Origin of the sequence: Bacillus sp. ME78, assembly GCF_903970865.1 — a bacterium.
Taxonomy (GTDB): Bacteria; Bacillota; Bacilli; order Bacillales; family Bacillaceae_G; genus Bacillus_A; species Bacillus_A cereus.
Window position 1 is genome coordinate 51,689 of record NZ_CAJCKK010000008.1, and the last position, 17,487, is coordinate 69,175.

A 17,487-nucleotide genomic window follows, 5' to 3' on the forward strand; every position below is an offset into this window, starting at 1 on the left:
ATGACATATAAATATTTTCTTAACGGGCATAAAATAATATAATTTAAATATATAAATAAAATATATTAGAAGTACATAGTAGATTTGTATTTTTAAAATTAATGTGACAACAAAAGGAGGTTGAGATATATACACGGCGAGAATGTGTGTATATCTATTTATAATAATGAACAAGACAATCAAACAACAAGTAATCGCACTATCAACAAGTCTAGTGATTTTAGGGAGTGTACCTTTATCAGCATCAGCAGAAGAGATAAACAAATCTCAAACTGATCAACTAAATATTGCTGAAGGAGAACATGGAACGAGCGGATTAAATTATTCTAATTTCAAGTTGGAAGTTCCTGATCATGTACAAATTAACGAAGCAGAAGTATCTGAAAATGAAAAAATGCTTTTAGAAGAATATAAGCATAAACATGATGAAACAGAAGAATTAAACAAAATGAAAGATGCAAAGAAGGGGCAAGTAGCAGAAAAGGAAGCTATTTCAAACATTGAAAAGGCATTTGAATCTGTAGATGGTCGAAATGATGGATCTGATCGTCAAATGAAACCTGTTGCAAAGCCAAGAGGTATTCAATATAGTGCACAGAGTACGAAGAAATATGGAACACTTGCAGGAGTTCCATTTGTGGAGTGGATTGTTCCAGCAGGAAATCCTGATATTCGTCCTGCAAATCCGATGAAAGCACGTTACATTACAATTCATGAGACCGCAAATACAGCCGCTGGTGCTAATGCTGAAAATCATGCGAAATATTTATACAAGCAAGCAACTGAAGGCACTTTCCGAACAGCTTCATGGCATTTTACTGTAGATGATAAACAAATTTATCAACACTTACCAACAAACGAAAACGGTTGGCATGCAGGAGATGGAGATGGATCAGGAAACAGGGAGTCTATCGGTATCGAGATTGCGGTTAACCAAGACGGTGATTACAATAAAGCGTTAGAAAATGCAAAACGACTTGCAGGTTATTTAATGAACAAAGAAGGAATTGGTGCAGATCATATTTACAAGCATCAACAATGGAGCGGGAAAAAATGTCCTGACATTTTAATTTCACGTGGTAATTGGGCTGGTTTCGTACAAGGAATTCAATGGTATGCAAATATAAATGCGCAGATTGATACGCCTTTACAAGATAAAAATGAATCATTTGATCCAAATGAAAATAATCCAGCTGAACCTAGCATGGAACTAGTGGTAAATGGTAGTGGCATCAATGTACGTAGTGATGCGGGTATTGAACATCGTGTTGTACGTAAAGCTTCAAACGGAGATCGTTACAAAGTATTAGCGGTTAAAAATGGTTGGTATAAAGTAGGTAATGGAGAATGGATTTTCTATGACCCAAGTTGGATTAAAATTAACTATAATGTACCTAAGGAAGAAGTACAAAAGCCTAAGGAAGAAGTACAAAAACCAAAAGATGATATTACAAGTGGCTGGTTTGAAGGGCATATTCGTAAATTAAACAGTCTAGGTATTATGCAAGGCGAAGGCAATGGTGTATTTGCGCCATATCGAAATGTAACGAGAGCGGAGTTTGCGAAATTAATCTCGAATGCTCTTAAACTACCAGAGGGAAATAAGTCATTTGTAGATATTAATGGGGCACATCCATCACTTCATGACGGTATTAAACGTTGTGCAAGTGCAGGAATTATTAATGGTCGTGGTGAAGGGATTTTTGATCCTAACTCACCAATTACTCGTGAAGAAGTATCTATTATGATTGACAAAGCATTACGATACAAAGGAATTACAGGTGAGTTAGTAGCATTACCATTTACAGATAAGCATTTAATAACATATAAAGAATCGGTTCAACGATTATACAGCTTAAAGGTAGTTAATGGTGTTGGAAATAATGAGTTTGATCCCCGAGGTACAGCGACTCGTGGTCAGGCAGCTGCTTTTATTGTAAAGATGTTAGATTCAATGCAAAAATAAAACTTTAATCAGTGGGGCCACTCGCGTTGCAATCGAGCAGTTTATTCACCGAATTTTGAAATGAGGGTTTACTGCCTGCAAATAGCAGAATAAATTGTATGTAGAAGCTGACATTGGTAGAAGTAAAAAATAAGAAGAATTTGAAAGGAGCTATCCAAAATAATAATTTGGAATAGCTCCTATTTAGTAGGAAGAACAAATTGTATTTCATAGATTGTAATGCAGAATGCCCTTCCAAGCCCCTCATAAGCCCCTACCAAGTAATAAATCACTAAGAAAAAACAAAAATAAAAACAAAAACAAAAACAACTACAAGAACAAAACAAGCACGAAAAAATGAAACCGGCGTTGTAGTAGTAAAAAAAATTGTAATTCGAATGCCAAAACCATTCCCGCATTCCTATTTTTATAATGAAGGATTAAAATCTTCCTATTTACTAGCAAAGAGTGGAGGGAAACATATGGCGGTATACCGTAATGTGCAGGTGAACTTTTGGCAAGATGAATTCATATTAGATTTAACGCCAGAGGAGCGTTATTTTTATATATATTTGTTAACTGGTACGAAAACGAAGGAATGTGGTATTTACATATTACCGAAGCGTGTGGCAGAGCTTGAAACAGGTTATAGTATGGAGACTGTTGAGAAGTTGCTAAACAGGTTTGTTGAGTATGGAAAGATTTTATATGATACAGAAACGAAAGAGGTATTCATAATAAACTGGTTACACTATAACCCTATTTCAAATACGAATGTAGAAAAGTGCGTATTACGTGAGTTAAAGACTGTAAAAAGTAATGAGTTCATACATATGTTTTTACGTAAATGCCTTGAAGAAGAATACACGATTCCGTTATTATTGCAGCATTTTGGTATGCCAAAAGAAGAGGATAATAGTAGTTTACAAGTAGTTATTGAAGGGAAAGAAGACGCGGAAGAGGTAGAAAGTATAGAAGAGGACGTTCCAAATAGTGAAGTTTATAAGTTTTATGAACAAAATATTAGTAGTTTATCCCCATATATTGTGAAAGAATTGAAGAATTGGATACAAAGATTTTCTGGAGAGAAAGTGTTAGTGGCACTTAAAATTGCGTTTGAAAATAATAAGAAAACGTTAGCTTATGTGAAGGGGATTTTGAGGAATTGGTGTAGCAAAAAGTTAAAGGATTTTAGTGGGGAGAAGTGTGTAATGGGAAGTTTAGAGAGAAGGAAATGTATGTTGAGTAGTGTATTTTAATTTACATTAATTTAATGTAGAATGTACGTTCGTTTTGTGGGTTTTATGCTATACTACCATTAAATAAGGGTATTTTTATAATAGATAAAAAGATGCGGGGGGTACAAAGTTTGACTACTAGTACATCTGAGTTGTTTCAATATATTAATATGACAGAAGAACAGGAACAATTATCACTACGATATTTACAGACAAAAGAAGAAGAGATTTTAAAAGATATTGAACTAACGACAATTCGTGATCAAAAAAGAAGCGATTTTGCGGAGCGATTTATAAACGATTTTAGGAAAGTACATAAACAAGATCCGGGTTTCTTTCGGTTATTTTATCATATACTCGAGGAGCAATTATTAAATGTTCTTGTAGTCCGTTTTGCGCATGTCAGTTTTTCTAAAATGAAGGTTTATTTAGAAAAAAGTGCACTACCTTTGGACAAACTTGTAGCAATTGCATGTAGGTATTTATCTAGTATTTCAAGTTACGTCAATGAAGCAGATGTTTTTCTTAGAGAGTTAACAAAAGAGAAACCGAACTATATAGAGGAACAATTACATACTTTACCAACTAAACAGCAATTAACATTACTTCTCGTAATGTTTGATGTAGAGTATGAAAAGTTTCGTACATATAGTTCTTTATTGAATGAGAGGTTAGAAGAACATACAGAATTTATATTGAAACTGCTAGGGGAAAAGGAAAAGGTTGAAGCAGTTAAAAGGTATTTAAAAGGTGAAGATGATAGTGAAGTATTTATAGCTGGGAATTTACCGGAACATATTTGGCGGCTATTATTTTGTGTTCATAAACATTCGAATGTTGCGAGGCGATATATTGAAATATTGGCGAAGAAAAATGTTTGGGGTTTTATAAACTATGCAACACGTTATATGTGTCACACTCTTGGTCAGTCTCAAAACCACAAAAAAACTGGTAGTGTAAATAGAGAAACGTATGAAGAAATTCAAAGTTTTTGTACACAGTTTTGGATTTCTAAGGAAAGATTTTTTGCGCATCGTCTAAGGCAACATGATTTGAATAGTGAGGATTTTTGTAAGACGTATGAATATGAATTGCTATGCTTTATGTTGGAGGAAAATCCTGAATTTATTCAACAAACTATGCAATATGTAAGTAAAATGAATTATCTCATCATCGCACGAACGCTAGCCGAAAAAGGATATGAGCTAAATAGAGGGAAAATGCGAGAAGAATTTTTTGTTGCTGCTTTGCAAATTAAATTGTCTACATTGCGGGATACATATTGTGATTATTTACTAGGGAAGTTGTCACTTGAGGATATAAAGCAAATACTTAAAAATCCGAAATATAGAAATATGTATTGGGGTATGCCGGTGTTAGAGGTTGCGCTTCTTTGGGATATAGATGATGTAGCGAAAAGGGAAGCTGTACTTACACTACAGTTTGGAGATAATGATAGTGTTAATTTATACGAACTTCTTTACGAATGTTCTGTCAGAGGAGTAGAGCCGAAACAAGTATTAGAAGATCTGCTTTCGTATGGGTTAAGTAAGGAAAAACTTATCGCTTATGCAGTTGAAGAAGCTGCATGCTACAGTGAAGAGAGAAATAAGGCGAAGGAAGCGCTTGTTTGTGTAATTGTAAAAGAACAAGCATATATAATTGAACGGTTTGATGAGTATTCTGCTATGGCAAAAGCATATATTTTAGAAGAGTTAGCAAAGGATAACATGGTTAAAATGCGTCCGATTTTAATTAAAAGCTTAGGAGATTCATCTAAAAAAATGCGTGAGTCTGTAGTTAAACTGCTTTCAAAAGATGTAGAAGCTGCAGCAGATGTAGCAGTTGAACTTCATAATAAAAAGAAGATTGTTCGTGAAAATGTGATGAAAATACTAATAGAGTATAAGCTTGAAAAATATACGAAACTTGTACAGGAAGCTTTGCAAGAAAGTAAAAATGAATCTTTCGCAGGAAAATTCTCGTTTTTATTTCAAGCGGAGGAAGAAAAGATCGAAGAACTATGTGCACGTATTTTAACGGAACAAACAAGAAATTCACTTCTGCAATTGATTGGGGATGAGCCACAAATCAGTTTACGTGACTCTAATGAAATTGCTGATGCTGCAATTCCGTTAGCCTATTTACAACAGTATATTTCAGATGCTGTTATTGAGAAGAAAGAAACGGCAGAAGTAATTGGTAGAGCTTTAAATGAAGAGGACTTAAAAGAATATGTGCAAACAATATATCAAATATGGATTTCTCAAGACGCAGATGTGAAGAAGCGTGGAATTCTTTCGTTATACGGAATGTATAGTGACGACAAAATGGTCGACATACTTATAAAGCAAATTGATGAATGGGTGCTTCAAATGAGAGGAAAGATAGCAGCGAATGCCGTTCGTGCTTTAGGTTTGTCTTCATCTAAGCTTGCACTTATGTCTATTCATGCAATAGCATTTAAATATAAACATAAGCAAGTACGTAATGCAGCAAAAGAAGCGCTAAGTCTTGCTGCGAAAACACGTGGTATAACAGAGGAAGAGCTGGAAGATCAATTGGTGCCAGACCTTGGCTTTACTATACATGGTGAAAAGATAATTGATTTCGGGAATCGAAGTTTTACTGTCATTTTAACTACAGAGTCAAAAATTGAATTAGAGACAGAGGAAGGAAAACGTATGAAGTCACTTCCAAAGCCGAATGCAAAAGATGATGTAGAAAAGGCTGAAGAGGCTAAAAAAGAATTAGCCTCTTTAAAGAAGGAACTCCGAACTACTCTTTCAATGCAAAAACAACGATTAGAAGCGGCACTTTCGTTAAAGCGTTATTGGTCACATAATGCATGGAAGTCTGTATTTATGGATAATCCAATTATGAAGCAATTTTCTATTTCACTCATTTGGGGTGAGTATAAGGAAGGGAAGTTGCTGAACACATTCCGTTATGCAGAAGGTGGCGTGTTCTGTACAATTGACGGGAAGAGTTATGAACTTTCATTTGGCACTGTTATTGGTTTCGTTCATCCGTTAGAATTGTCTGGGGCGGAGAAGGAATTATGGAAAGAGCAATTAGAAAGTGCGGGAATTGTTCAGCCGTTCCTACAAATTGAGCGTCCAGTGTTTGTAGTAGAAGAGGATGATGAGAGTGCTATTGAGAGATTTGGTGGTATTTTACTAAATGGTCGTTCGTTATTCGGTAAGATGACGAAGCTTGGATGGATCCGTGGATCTGTTCAAGATGGCGGTGTGTATTATACATTTTACAAAGAAGATACTTGTAACGGATTAGGAGCGCAATTGTCATTTAGCGGAGCGCCGATTGGTTATGAAGATGAAGAAGATGTATGTGTATTTGACATTCAATTTTATAAAGCAGGTACGGTAAATCGTGGTTCATATGAATACGATGAAATTGATGATGAAAGACGCATTGTACCAAAAGAAGTAGATAAACGCTTCTTTAGTGAAATGTTATATGATGTGCAAGTAGCGACAGGTGCAAATCTTGGGCATAATGAAAGTTGGCGTAGCAAACGATAAGAAAGACCCCCTTCATTGGTAGGAAAATGAAGGGGGTTTTTTAATGTTTTTAAAAGGTTCATTCTCAAAAAGAAGCGAATAGTGTGAGAAAGGGGTGGTTATATGGAGGTAGTTATAAAGAAGAAACGAAAAAGGGGAAGAAGAATTTTTATTTGGGCTAGTAGTATCGTTCTCTTGTTAGTTATTTCCGCTGCGATTTTTTTGAATATATATACGCTGAAATCTATGCCAAAGATAGATGGAACGATAAAGCTAGAGGATTTACAACACGCTGTTACAGTGAAGCGGGATAGTAAAGGTGTCCCGCATATTAAATCGGAAAATGCACATGATTTATATTTTTCACAAGGATATGTACAAGCGCAAGATCGGTTGTTTCAAATGGATTTAAGTAGAAGACAAGCTTCTGGTATGTTAAGTGAAGTTGTTGGGGAAGCAGCTGTTGACCGAGATAAATTGTTTCGAACACTCGGTTTACGGCGAGCGGCCGAAGCTTCAGTTAGTCAATATAATGGAGAAGCGAAAGATGCCCTGCAGTCATTTGCTGATGGGGTGAACGCTTTTATACGTGAGGCGAAAAAGGAAAAGAAATTACCAGTTGAGTTTACTATATTAGGTTATGAACCTGCTGAGTGGTCAATTGTTGATACTTTAACGATTGGGAAGTATATGGCGTTTGACTTAGGAGGACATTGGCACGGACAGGCATTTCGATATTGGGCGCTGAAAAATCTTCCGAAAGAGCAAGCGAATGAGCTATTTCCTGCATATCCGAAAGATGCTCCTAGATTGCTAGCTGAACTGAAAAATACAAATGTGGACGTAGCACAAAGTTTTTCAAAAACGATAATTCCGCCGGAGTTTAACGGTAGTAATAACTGGGTTGTGAGCGGTGAGAAGAGTGCGTCAGGTAAGCCAATTTTAGCAGATGATCCTCATTTATCTCTTGCGACGCCTTCTATTTGGTATCAAACGAGACTTGAAATGAAAGTTTTAAATGTGAGTGGCGTTATTTTCGCTGGAGTACCAGGTGTTATATTAGGCCACAATGACAAAATAGCGTGGGGCGTTACGAATACGGGGCCTGATGTGCAAGATTTATATATTGAGAAGAGAAATCCTAATAATGAAAATGAATTTCTGTATAACGATAAATGGGAGAAAGCTACGGTAGTTGATGAATCGATTAAAGTAAAAGGCGGGAAGACAATTCCTTATAACGTTACGATTACGAGGCATGGGCCAGTAATTTCAGAGTTTGCGGATAAGGGGAAGGAGAAAACGAAAACCGTCTTCTCTTTAAAGTGGACTGCTTTAGAACCGTCAGCTGAGCTAAAAGCTGTATTAAATATGAACAAAGCAAAAGACTGGACGGAGTTTGAAACCGCTCTTCAAGATTTCCATACACCAACGCAAAACTTTGTGTTTGCATCAAACGATGGCACGATTGCTTATAAAGCGAATGGAAATATACCAGTGCGTAAAAAAGGCGATGGTAGCTTGCCTGTTCCAGGATGGACAGATGAATATGAATGGGAAGGATATATTCCATTTGATCAGCTGCCGAAAGTTATAAATCCGAAAGAAGGTTTTATTTCAACTGCGAATAATAAAATTGTTGATGATGATTATCCGTACCATATTAGCAATACGTGGGCACAGCCATATAGGCAAATGCGTATTCAAGAATTTTTGCAAGAGAAGGAAAAGTATACGGTGAAAGATTTAGAAGAGTTACAGATGGATCAAAAGAATTTATACGGGAAAGAGTTTACTCCTATATTTTTAAAAGAGTTAAATAAAGCATCTTTAAATGAGGTAGAGAAAGAAGGTGTAAACCAATTAACAAAGTGGAATTTTTACGATAGTAAAGATGAAGCGGCACCATTAATATTCCATTTATTAATGAAAGAGATTTCAAATACGTTATTTTCAAAAGAAATACCGAAAGATGTAATGGAGTTATTTAAAGGGAAGTCACAAGTTGTGGATGAATTAATCCGGAAACAAGTAGCAGGAGAAAATAGTGCATGGTTTTCTAAGTACGGAGGTTTCACAAAAGTTGTGCATACATCGTACGAGAATGTAATGAAGAAATTGCAGAAGGAATATGGACCCGATGTTGGGGCCTGGAAGTGGGGCGATTATCATCAACTCGCTTTTACACATCCAATTTCGAAATCATCTAGTATGTTAGCGTTACTCGCTTTTAATCGTGAGAAACCAGTTCCAATTGGTGGAAGTCAAGTTACCGTTCAAGCAGCGAGTTACGGCGATAACGGCATTGTAAATCACGGGGCTTCTTGGCGATTTGTTATTGATACGAAAGATATGTCAAACGGTTATCATATCGTAGGGCCAGGACAATCGGGACATTTTAGAAGCGATTGGTATCATGATCAAATAGATGATTGGGTAAGTGGAACGTATCATACGACTACATTGAATACGGAGGGAATAGAGGGGAAGGTGCTAAATTTAGAACCGAAGTGATAGGGTGTTTTTGTTTGTGGAGGGACTAGTAATAATCTTTTTGATAATGAAAGCTTATCATTTAGAACTTAATCCAGTTCTTAAATAATTTTAACAGCCAGCCTACTATCATTTAATTTGATAGTAGGCTGTTTCCATCTTCGAAATACGCTGTAGCAACTTCTTCAGGATTACGATTATTTCCACATGCTGCAAGTGCTGTAACAAATAAAGCCATTACAACTATTAACATGATTATTCCAGTTTTGAGGGGAATTAGTTAACAAAGACCAGGTATTATTTGCAACAGAACGGTCCCTCTGTACCCCTTGTTTCGTCATTTTTCTAGGCCATCCAACTTGACAAATGTTTTTTTATCAAACTACAATGAAAATCATTATCAATAATATAGGGAGGATACTTTTGTCAATAAATGAAAAACAATATATTTATAGGTTAATAACCAGATCTTGTTAAGTCGTATGTACTATTTTTAGTTTAGCGTTGCCCAGAATGTACACCAATTAATCTCGCGAATTACAAGAAAACTATTATTGAAATGAGGCGTGCATTGTGAAGTTGGACGTGAATGAGTTAGCAGAGTATCTTGCCAATAATCCTTTCCGAGTAGAAGGAGTATATCGTTATGCTAAAAATCCAGGTGTACCTTGTGCTGAGTCTACAGATTCTTTCCCAGGATTTGTATTTCCACTTACAGGGAAGACGCAATTTCAATTTAATGGTACGCCGTATATCCTTTCCCCAGGAAAAGTTATACATGGGGGTGCAAAAATGACATTAGCCCATAAAATGCTTGGTGAAATAAACTGGGAATATATTCTTGTTTTATATCAGATAAGCAATTCAGAACGAGAAGACTCTGGCTTTACTCATCAGCATTTTGAATTATTAACAGGACAATCTCCTCGTCTTGTCGAATTACTTATGCGTCTTTGGGATGTGTATAATCAGCGTGGAGGCATTTCGATGCTTCAGACCGAAATGCTGTTTCGCGAAGCGTTGAATGAAGCTTTATTAAGTGTTGTCAATAGAGAAAACAACTATGAGTCGCATACTTTATTCGAACGAATATCTAGTTACGTTCGTAAATACTATTATAAAGATATTACAATACATATGCTTACAGAACAAAATAATGTTAATCGAAATCGTCTTTCTTACGTGTTTAGAAAGCATGCAGGTATGGGGCCGGCAGAATATTTATTGAACTATCGTATAAAGATGGCTCAAAAAATGTTATGTACAAGTGGTGTGCCTGTACAACAAATTGCGCAGGCTGTTGGAATCGCAGACCCTTATTATTTTAGTAGAGTTTTCAAGAAGCGAGTTGGCATTTCGCCTACTAAATATCGCGAGAAGTTCATCAATAATCCATACTAATGTCAACAGGGGTCCATTCTTATTTGAAAATCACTGTTCTATACTTATGGAGAGTTAAAGGAAACATTGGATTGAAAGAACTTTCATTGAAATCACTCCTTTGTACTATCTGAATGAAAAGTTCTGGCCGGAGCATTTTCTTTTTAAGCGTAATGACGACTTTTTTACTTAGATTATTGTAATATAGTGGAAGTTAAAAATGAGGAGGGATTATTATCCATTACCAACCTATTAAACTAAATGACGAGTTATCTAAAATTAACGATTATTGGTATCCACGAGTGATTGGTGAAATGAATGATGATCAAATTCAGCTTTTTAAAGCTAATGGAGATTTTATATGGCATGAGCATCCTAATACGGATAAGCTATTTATTGTGCTTGAAGGGGAGATGTTCATCGATTTCCGTGATGGACAGGTGAAAATTTCTAAGGGCGAGATGTTTATTGTCCCGAGAGGCGTTGAGCATAAACCTTTCACTGAAAAGGAATCCCACATCATGTTGGTAGAGCCTAAAAGGGAAATGGATTGATAATCGTAAAAAGATAAAAAAGGAGCGGAAATCCGTTCCTTTTTTATTTATCTTACTATTTTTAGGAGCTTAGTATGAGTAAGATGTGAATAAAGAATGAATAGCATTTTTATCAATAAAAATTTATTGGATTTTTTGTGGAATATATATGAAACGTTGTATAAAATAATCAAGAAAGCCAAAAATTATAGGGGGAAAGTTGTGAAGAAAAATAAGAGTTTAATAAGTTTTTTAGGAGTGTTTATTATGTTGTTTTCTTTTTGTTTTCAAGGAAATGTACAGGCAGATGTAAATACTGTTCAATCTGGAAAAATCAAATCAGGAAACGTAACAGTATGGGAAGTTGGAAATGTAGCGAAAGTATTAGCGGATGTGGAGCGCTTAAATTTAAATACAGTAAATGTACCGATTCAAGTAGATATCCCAAATGTGACTTCTACTAACATGGTAATTAATCAAGCGCAAAAGCAACAAGCTATAATTTTAATTCAAGAATTATTAAAGCGTAATATTCAAGTTATAGTGGAACCGTTCCCGTATATTCAACAGGGGAATGTTGGAGAGACAGAATGGAACCCAAGTAACATTAATGATTTCTTCTGGAATTGGAAGACGGTTATTCTGCAAGATATTTTTAATTCCATTACAAGTAAATACAATGTGTATGGACTAAAGATTGCTTCTAATTTCGTGAATATGGAGTATGCAGAAGGATACTGGAGCGATACAATTGATTTTGTTCGTAATCAGTATAAAGGAAATGTTTTGTATCAAATGAACTGGTGGTTAACAGCAAGTTGGGACTCTTCTTATGAAGCGAAGTTTAAAGAAAAAATCAATCGCCCGTATTTAAAAAAAGTGGATATTGTTAGCATAGATAGTTGGTTTGAAGTTTCAGGAAAAAGGAATCCAACATATGAAGAAGTGAAACAAAGTTTATTTGCGACAACAGTATATAATCGTGGGCAAAATGTTGTTCAGCAATTGGAACAATTACATAATGCAACAGGAAAGCCAGTTTACTTCGGTGGATTTAACGTTCCAGCACGTGAACTTGGATTACAAAATCCATGGAATCCAGATGTTTCAAATGTGTTTTCGAAAGATGTACAATTAAATGGATGGCGTGCTTACCGCGATGTATTAGAACCGAAACCATACTTTAAAGGTTTTTCAATTTGGTTTATTGGCTCTAATGATAGTACACATCCGTATCAAATACATAGTAAAGAAGCAGAGGCAGTTATTAACGGGTGGTACCGAAAATAAATTTTATAAAATAGGTAAGTTTTAAAGTTTACTACATATATTTCTAGTGAAAGGCCTTTCACCATCTTATCACCTAGGGGGCAATCATAATGAAATTTTTGTCTTACCTTACAGTAATTTTGGTGATTCTTGGCGGTTTGAATTGGTTATTTGTAGCGTTAGATTACAATGTAGTTGAGAAATGGTTTGGTTCTATGCCGGCGCTTGTGGACACTATTTATTGGCTCATTGGTCTTTCTGCTATTTATCAAATTTTTGATCGGTTCTTTACGAACGACTAGCTATTATTCTTTCATTATTAGAGTGTTAAGTACGATTATGTACTTAACACTTTTTTATATGTCCATAAAAAAGTCTGCACTTGCAAGCGATTCCATCGCGTCTTGCGCCGTAATAATAGAAAACAAATTGACCGTATATTATATTTTAGGTTATAATTCAGAAAGTTTAAAAAATAATCAAATGAGAAATAGGGAGGTTATGAGGGTAATGGAGAGAGTCTATAATTTTTCAGCAGGACCATCAATACTCCCTTTGCCAGTTTTAGAGAAAGTGCAAAAGGAGCTTTTAAATTATAACGGGACAGGCATGTCTATTATGGAAATGAGTCATCGATCTTCTTATTTTCAAAGTATTATAGAGGAAGCGAGTAACTTACTTCGTGAATTAATGAGCATCCCTGATGAGTATGAAGTTTTATTTTTACAAGGCGGTGCGTCATTACAATTCTCTATGATACCGTTGAACTTAATGAATACGTATAAAAAAGCTGGGTACGTACTAACTGGCTCATGGTCTAAAAAGGCACTGCAAGAAGCCGAAAAAGTTGGGGAAGTACAAGTGATTGCTTCTTCTGAAAAAGAGAAGTTTACTACGATTCCTAAACTGGACGGTTTATTAAGTGATGAAAAACTAGATTATGTACATATTACAACGAATAATACAATTGAAGGGACAAAATATGTGGAAATTCCACATGTAGAAAGAGTGCCGCTCGTTGCGGATATGTCCTCAAATATTTTATCAGAGCGATATGATGTTTCGAAGTTTGGTCTTATATATGCGGGGGCGCAAAAGAATTTAGGACCTGCGGGCTTAACGATTGCTATTATAAAAAGAGATTTAATCGGGGGAGCAGATCGCTCTTGTCCGACAATGTTAAATTATGAAACTTACAGTAAAAATAACTCCTTATATAATACACCGCCATCCTTTAGTATTTACGTAACAAAACTTGTACTAGAGTGGTTGAAAGAGCAAGGCGGAGTATCTGCGATTGAAGAACAAAATAAAATGAAATCTTCACTTATTTATCATTTTTTAGATGAATCTAAATTGTTTACTTCACCAGTTGATCCTGCGTATCGATCACTTATGAACATTCCGTTTACAACACCGTCAGAAAAACTTAACAATGAGTTTTTACAAAAAGCGAAGGAACGCGGCCTTGTTACGTTAAAAGGACATCGATCAGTCGGTGGTATGCGCGCTAGTATTTACAATGCGATGCCAGTACAAGGCGTACAGCAATTAGTAAATTATATGAAGGAATTTGAGCTTGAGAATAGATAGGGAGATGGGGATATGTTTCGTGTTCAAACGTTAAATCAAATTGCAGAAAAAGGTTTGCAAGTTTTTACTGAAGAATGTTATGAAGTAGGAGATAGAATCAATCATCCAGATGGAATTTTGCTTCGTAGCTACTCTTTACATCAAGAAGAGTTTTCAAAAGACTTAAAGGCGATTGCAAGAGCTGGCGCTGGTGTAAATAATATTCCTGTCGAGCGATGTACAGAAAAAGGAATTGTAGTATTTAACACGCCGGGGGCAAATGCAAACGCTGTAAAGGAACTCATTATTGCCAGTCTTATTATGTCTTCACGTAACATTATTAATGGTGTAAGTTGGACGAAAAACTTAGAGGGTGAAGAAGTACCACAGCTTGTTGAATCAGGAAAAAAACAATTCGTTGGATCAGAAATTGCAGGGAAACGTCTAGGTGTTATCGGACTTGGCGCAATCGGTGCTTTAGTTGCGAACGATGCGTTAGCGTTAGGGATGGATGTTATCGGATATGATCCTTATATTTCAGTTGAAACAGCTTGGCGTCTTTCTACACATGTGCAAAGAGCATTTAGCCTTGATGAAATTTTTGCAACGTGTGATTATATTACACTGCATATTCCTCTTACGAATCAAACGAAGGGGATTATTGGGGAACACGCTGTAGAGAAGATGAAAAGAGGGATGCGTCTATTTAATTTCTCTAGAGGAGAACTTGTAGATGAAAAGGTTCTTCAAAAGGCATTAGAAGAAGATATTATTACACATTACGTAACGGACTTCCCAAATGAAAATGTAATAAAGATGAAAAATGTAACAGCGACGCCTCACCTTGGTGCATCTACGTCTGAATCAGAAGAAAATTGTGCAGTAATGGCAGCACGTCAATTACGTGAATATTTAGAGACAGGAAATATTCGTAACTCAGTAAATTATCCAAACGTAGAATTGCCGTATATCGGAAAGAAACGAATTACAATTATGCATCAAAACGTCCCGAATATGGTAGGGCAAATTACAGGATGCTTAGCGGAACACCATATTAATATTGCCGATATGATTAATCGTAGTAAACATTCTTGGGCATACACAATGATTGATATCGATAACGGAATTGATGATATAATAAAAGAGAATATTGTAGAAAATATAAGCAAAATTACAGGTGTTGTAGCCGTTCGAATGATTGTGTAAAGGAGAGAGGAATGTGGCAAAAATACGACCGTTTCGGGCCATTCGTCCAGTAGAGGAAAAAGCGGCACAAGTGGCAGCTTTACCGTATGACGTATTAAATAGTGAAGAGGCAAGGGAAGTTGTAAAAGGGAATCCATATTCTTTCTTGCATGTTGATAAAGCAGAAATTGATTTAGATCCTGAACTGTCACCGTATGATGATCGCGTGTATGAAAAAGCGGGCGACAATTTAAAGCAATTTATACGAGAAGAAGTGTTCATACAAGATGAAGAGCCAGCGCTATATATTTATGAACTGACGATGCAAGGAAGAACGCAGTCAGGCCTTGTCGTTTGTACATCTATTGATGAGTATGAAGATGATACAATTAAAAAACATGAAAGAACACGTCATGAAAAAGAGCTAGATCGTATTCGCCACGTAGATGTGTGTGACGCAAATACAGGTCCGATTTTTTTAACGTACCGTACAAAAGATGAAGTAAAGCATTTAATTAGAAGCTGGAAAGAAGAACATGCGCCAATTTATACATTTACAGCAGAAGACGGTGTTAAGCATGTTGTGTGGAAGATTGTAGATGAAGATGTAATTACGACTTTAGTAAACGCATTTGAAGATATTCCTAATCTTTATATTGCAGACGGGCATCACCGTTCTGCATCAGCTGCAAAAGTAGGACTTATGCGAAGAGAACAATATCCAAATTACACAGGAGAAGAGGAATTTAATTTCTTCTTATCGGTTCTATTCCCTCATGATGAATTATCGATTTGGGATTATAACCGAGTTGTGAAAGATTTAAATGGCTTATCAGAGGAACAGTTTTCAAATCAAATTACGCAGTACTTTTATGTAGAAGAAGCAACTGTTTCTCCGTATAAACCAAATGAGCCCAAATCATTTGGTATGTATGTAAATAAGAAGTGGTATAAGCTTACTGTGAAAGAGGAAACGTTTGATGCGAATGATCTTGTTAGAGGTTTAGATGTATCTATCCTGCAAGATCACTTATTAAGCCAAGTGCTTGAAATACATGATCCGCGATCTGATTCACGCATCGACTTTGTCGGAGGAATCCGTGGATTAGAAGAACTAGAACGTCTTGTAAATAGCGGTGAATATAAAGTGGCGTTTTCACTATATCCGACATCAATGGAAGCTTTATTAGCAATCGCAGACGCTGGAGAAGTTATGCCGCCAAAATCAACGTGGTTTGAACCGAAACTGCGTAGTGGGTTGTTTGTTCATTCTTTAAAGTAAATAGACTTCTTTAGTTAGAAAAACCGAAATGATTTTTAGTTTCGGTTTTTCATATTTTACAAGTGTTTTTGAGGAGGGGGATTAATGAAATTGCAAGTAGGCGCAAAAATCACCTTTGAACGAACTTTTACGAAAGAGGATGTTGCGTTATTTACAGAAGTATCGAAAGATGAAGGTGTTCATCATGTTACACCAGATGAGCAGGGAAGATTTGTTGTACAAGGGCTGTTAACATCAACATTGCCTACAAAAATTGGCGGTGATTATAACGTACTAGCTCGCAAAATGGATTTTGAATTTTTACGTCCTGTTTTTAGCGGCGATACGATTCGTTGTGACGTAACTATTGAACAATTTGAGCCTGATGAAAAAAATCGTACAAAAATTATTGCGACGTTTATATGTAGGAATCAACTTGAAAAGGAAGTTATGAAGGGGAGTTTTTCGGGGATTATTCTTTAATTAGTAAGAAAAGAAATGAATAGGTGGGGGCATGATGTCTCTAGGGCGTAGATTTTTAATTCCCCCATGAAGAAAATTTTATGCATTGCTGAATACTGATAATATACTCTGTTCATTTTTAACTTGAATAAACTCGTCAACAAAAAGGACATTCCTAGTATTACAAGAAATGTCCTTTCCACTAAATTATAAGGTATTTTGCTGAAATTCAAACTCTAAAATTAGTTTACTAGTTTGACCTGTAAACTGATAATTATAGGATCCTCTCAGGTTTTCTAAGTTACCGGTAGCTTTAATAATTGTTCCTGGGGAATCTAAATTTCCTTTATCAAATATTCCTTGCTCTAGAGCTGTAAATGTCCCTTGTTGCCCCTTATAAATCCCTTCAAAGTGTAAAAATCCAGAAATTTTAGCAGTAGCTAAGTGACCATCATTTATATTTGAGTCTAAATAATATAATAAGTATTCAACAAAAGCCTTTCCTTTTAATTCCCCATCAATATCATATTCGACATGAGCAATATTAATAGGGAAATCTTTTTTATTATCATCGATTGGTTTTTCATCCCACTTACTTACTGTAAATGTTACTTCCATACACGTA

General features: G+C 35.7%; 13 protein-coding genes. 12 read left to right on the forward strand and 1 reads right to left on the reverse strand.

Features of this window, described 5'->3' with window-relative positions; genetic code table 11:
- Positions 1–166: 166 nt before the first annotated feature.
- The 12 genes from H6481_RS11715 to H6481_RS11770 all read left to right on the forward strand — a co-directional run bounded on the left by H6481_RS11715 (position 167) and on the right by H6481_RS11770 (position 16,883).
- The gene (locus H6481_RS11715) at positions 167–1,966 is read left to right on the forward strand and encodes an S-layer homology domain-containing protein (RefSeq protein WP_182811746.1); all 1,800 of its coding nucleotides are present in this window, start codon (positions 167–169) and stop codon (positions 1,964–1,966) included.
- Positions 1,967–2,427: 461 nt separating this feature from the next.
- Positions 2,428–3,204 carry a DnaD domain protein gene (locus tag H6481_RS11720; protein WP_182811748.1) on the forward strand — a complete coding sequence of 259 codons (777 nt, stop codon included), beginning with the start codon at positions 2,428–2,430 and terminating at the stop codon, positions 3,202–3,204.
- A gap of 110 nt (positions 3,205–3,314) precedes the next feature.
- Positions 3,315–6,728, forward strand: coding sequence for a DUF4132 domain-containing protein (locus H6481_RS11725; RefSeq protein ID WP_182811750.1), 3,414 nt, complete (start codon positions 3,315–3,317; stop codon positions 6,726–6,728).
- Positions 6,729–6,830: 102 nt separating this feature from the next.
- Entirely contained in the window at positions 6,831–9,221 is a 2,391-nt protein-coding gene (locus tag H6481_RS11730) for a penicillin acylase family protein (protein WP_182811752.1), read from the forward strand.
- Positions 9,222–9,773: 552 nt separating this feature from the next.
- Positions 9,774–10,601, forward strand: coding sequence for an AraC family transcriptional regulator (locus H6481_RS11735; protein WP_088020606.1), 828 nt, complete (start codon positions 9,774–9,776; stop codon positions 10,599–10,601).
- 293 nt (positions 10,602–10,894) lie between these two features.
- Positions 10,895–11,134 carry a cupin domain-containing protein gene (locus H6481_RS11740; protein WP_000997182.1) on the forward strand — a complete coding sequence of 80 codons (240 nt, stop codon included), beginning with the start codon at positions 10,895–10,897 and terminating at the stop codon, positions 11,132–11,134.
- A 201-nt stretch (positions 11,135–11,335) separates the two neighbouring features.
- Positions 11,336–12,403 (forward strand): hypothetical protein, encoded by a 1,068-nt coding sequence (locus H6481_RS11745; protein ID WP_063547946.1) that lies wholly within the window; start codon positions 11,336–11,338, stop codon positions 12,401–12,403.
- An 89-nt stretch (positions 12,404–12,492) separates the two neighbouring features.
- The gene (locus H6481_RS11750) at positions 12,493–12,684 is read left to right on the forward strand and encodes a DUF378 domain-containing protein (RefSeq protein WP_000670804.1); all 192 of its coding nucleotides are present in this window, start codon (positions 12,493–12,495) and stop codon (positions 12,682–12,684) included.
- Positions 12,685–12,892: 208 nt separating this feature from the next.
- Positions 12,893–13,975, forward strand: coding sequence for a 3-phosphoserine/phosphohydroxythreonine transaminase (gene serC / locus H6481_RS11755; RefSeq protein WP_182811754.1), 1,083 nt, complete (start codon positions 12,893–12,895; stop codon positions 13,973–13,975).
- Positions 13,976–13,987: 12 nt separating this feature from the next.
- On the forward strand, positions 13,988–15,160 hold the full coding sequence (locus H6481_RS11760; RefSeq protein ID WP_182811756.1) for a 3-phosphoglycerate dehydrogenase family protein: 1,173 nt from the start codon (positions 13,988–13,990) through the stop codon (positions 15,158–15,160).
- A gap of 13 nt (positions 15,161–15,173) precedes the next feature.
- Positions 15,174–16,421, forward strand: coding sequence for a DUF1015 family protein (locus H6481_RS11765; protein ID WP_023522480.1), 1,248 nt, complete (start codon positions 15,174–15,176; stop codon positions 16,419–16,421).
- Between the two features lie 84 nt (positions 16,422–16,505).
- Positions 16,506–16,883, forward strand: a complete 378-nt coding sequence (locus H6481_RS11770) for a MaoC family dehydratase (RefSeq protein ID WP_001968760.1) — start codon at positions 16,506–16,508, stop codon at positions 16,881–16,883.
- A 186-nt stretch (positions 16,884–17,069) separates the two neighbouring features.
- Here H6481_RS11770 and H6481_RS11775 read toward each other — a convergent pair whose 3' ends face one another.
- Positions 17,070–17,480: a DUF3224 domain-containing protein gene (locus H6481_RS11775; RefSeq protein WP_000454093.1), complete on the reverse strand. Its 411-nt coding sequence runs from the start codon at positions 17,478–17,480 to the stop codon at positions 17,070–17,072.
- Positions 17,481–17,487 lie beyond the last annotated feature (7 nt).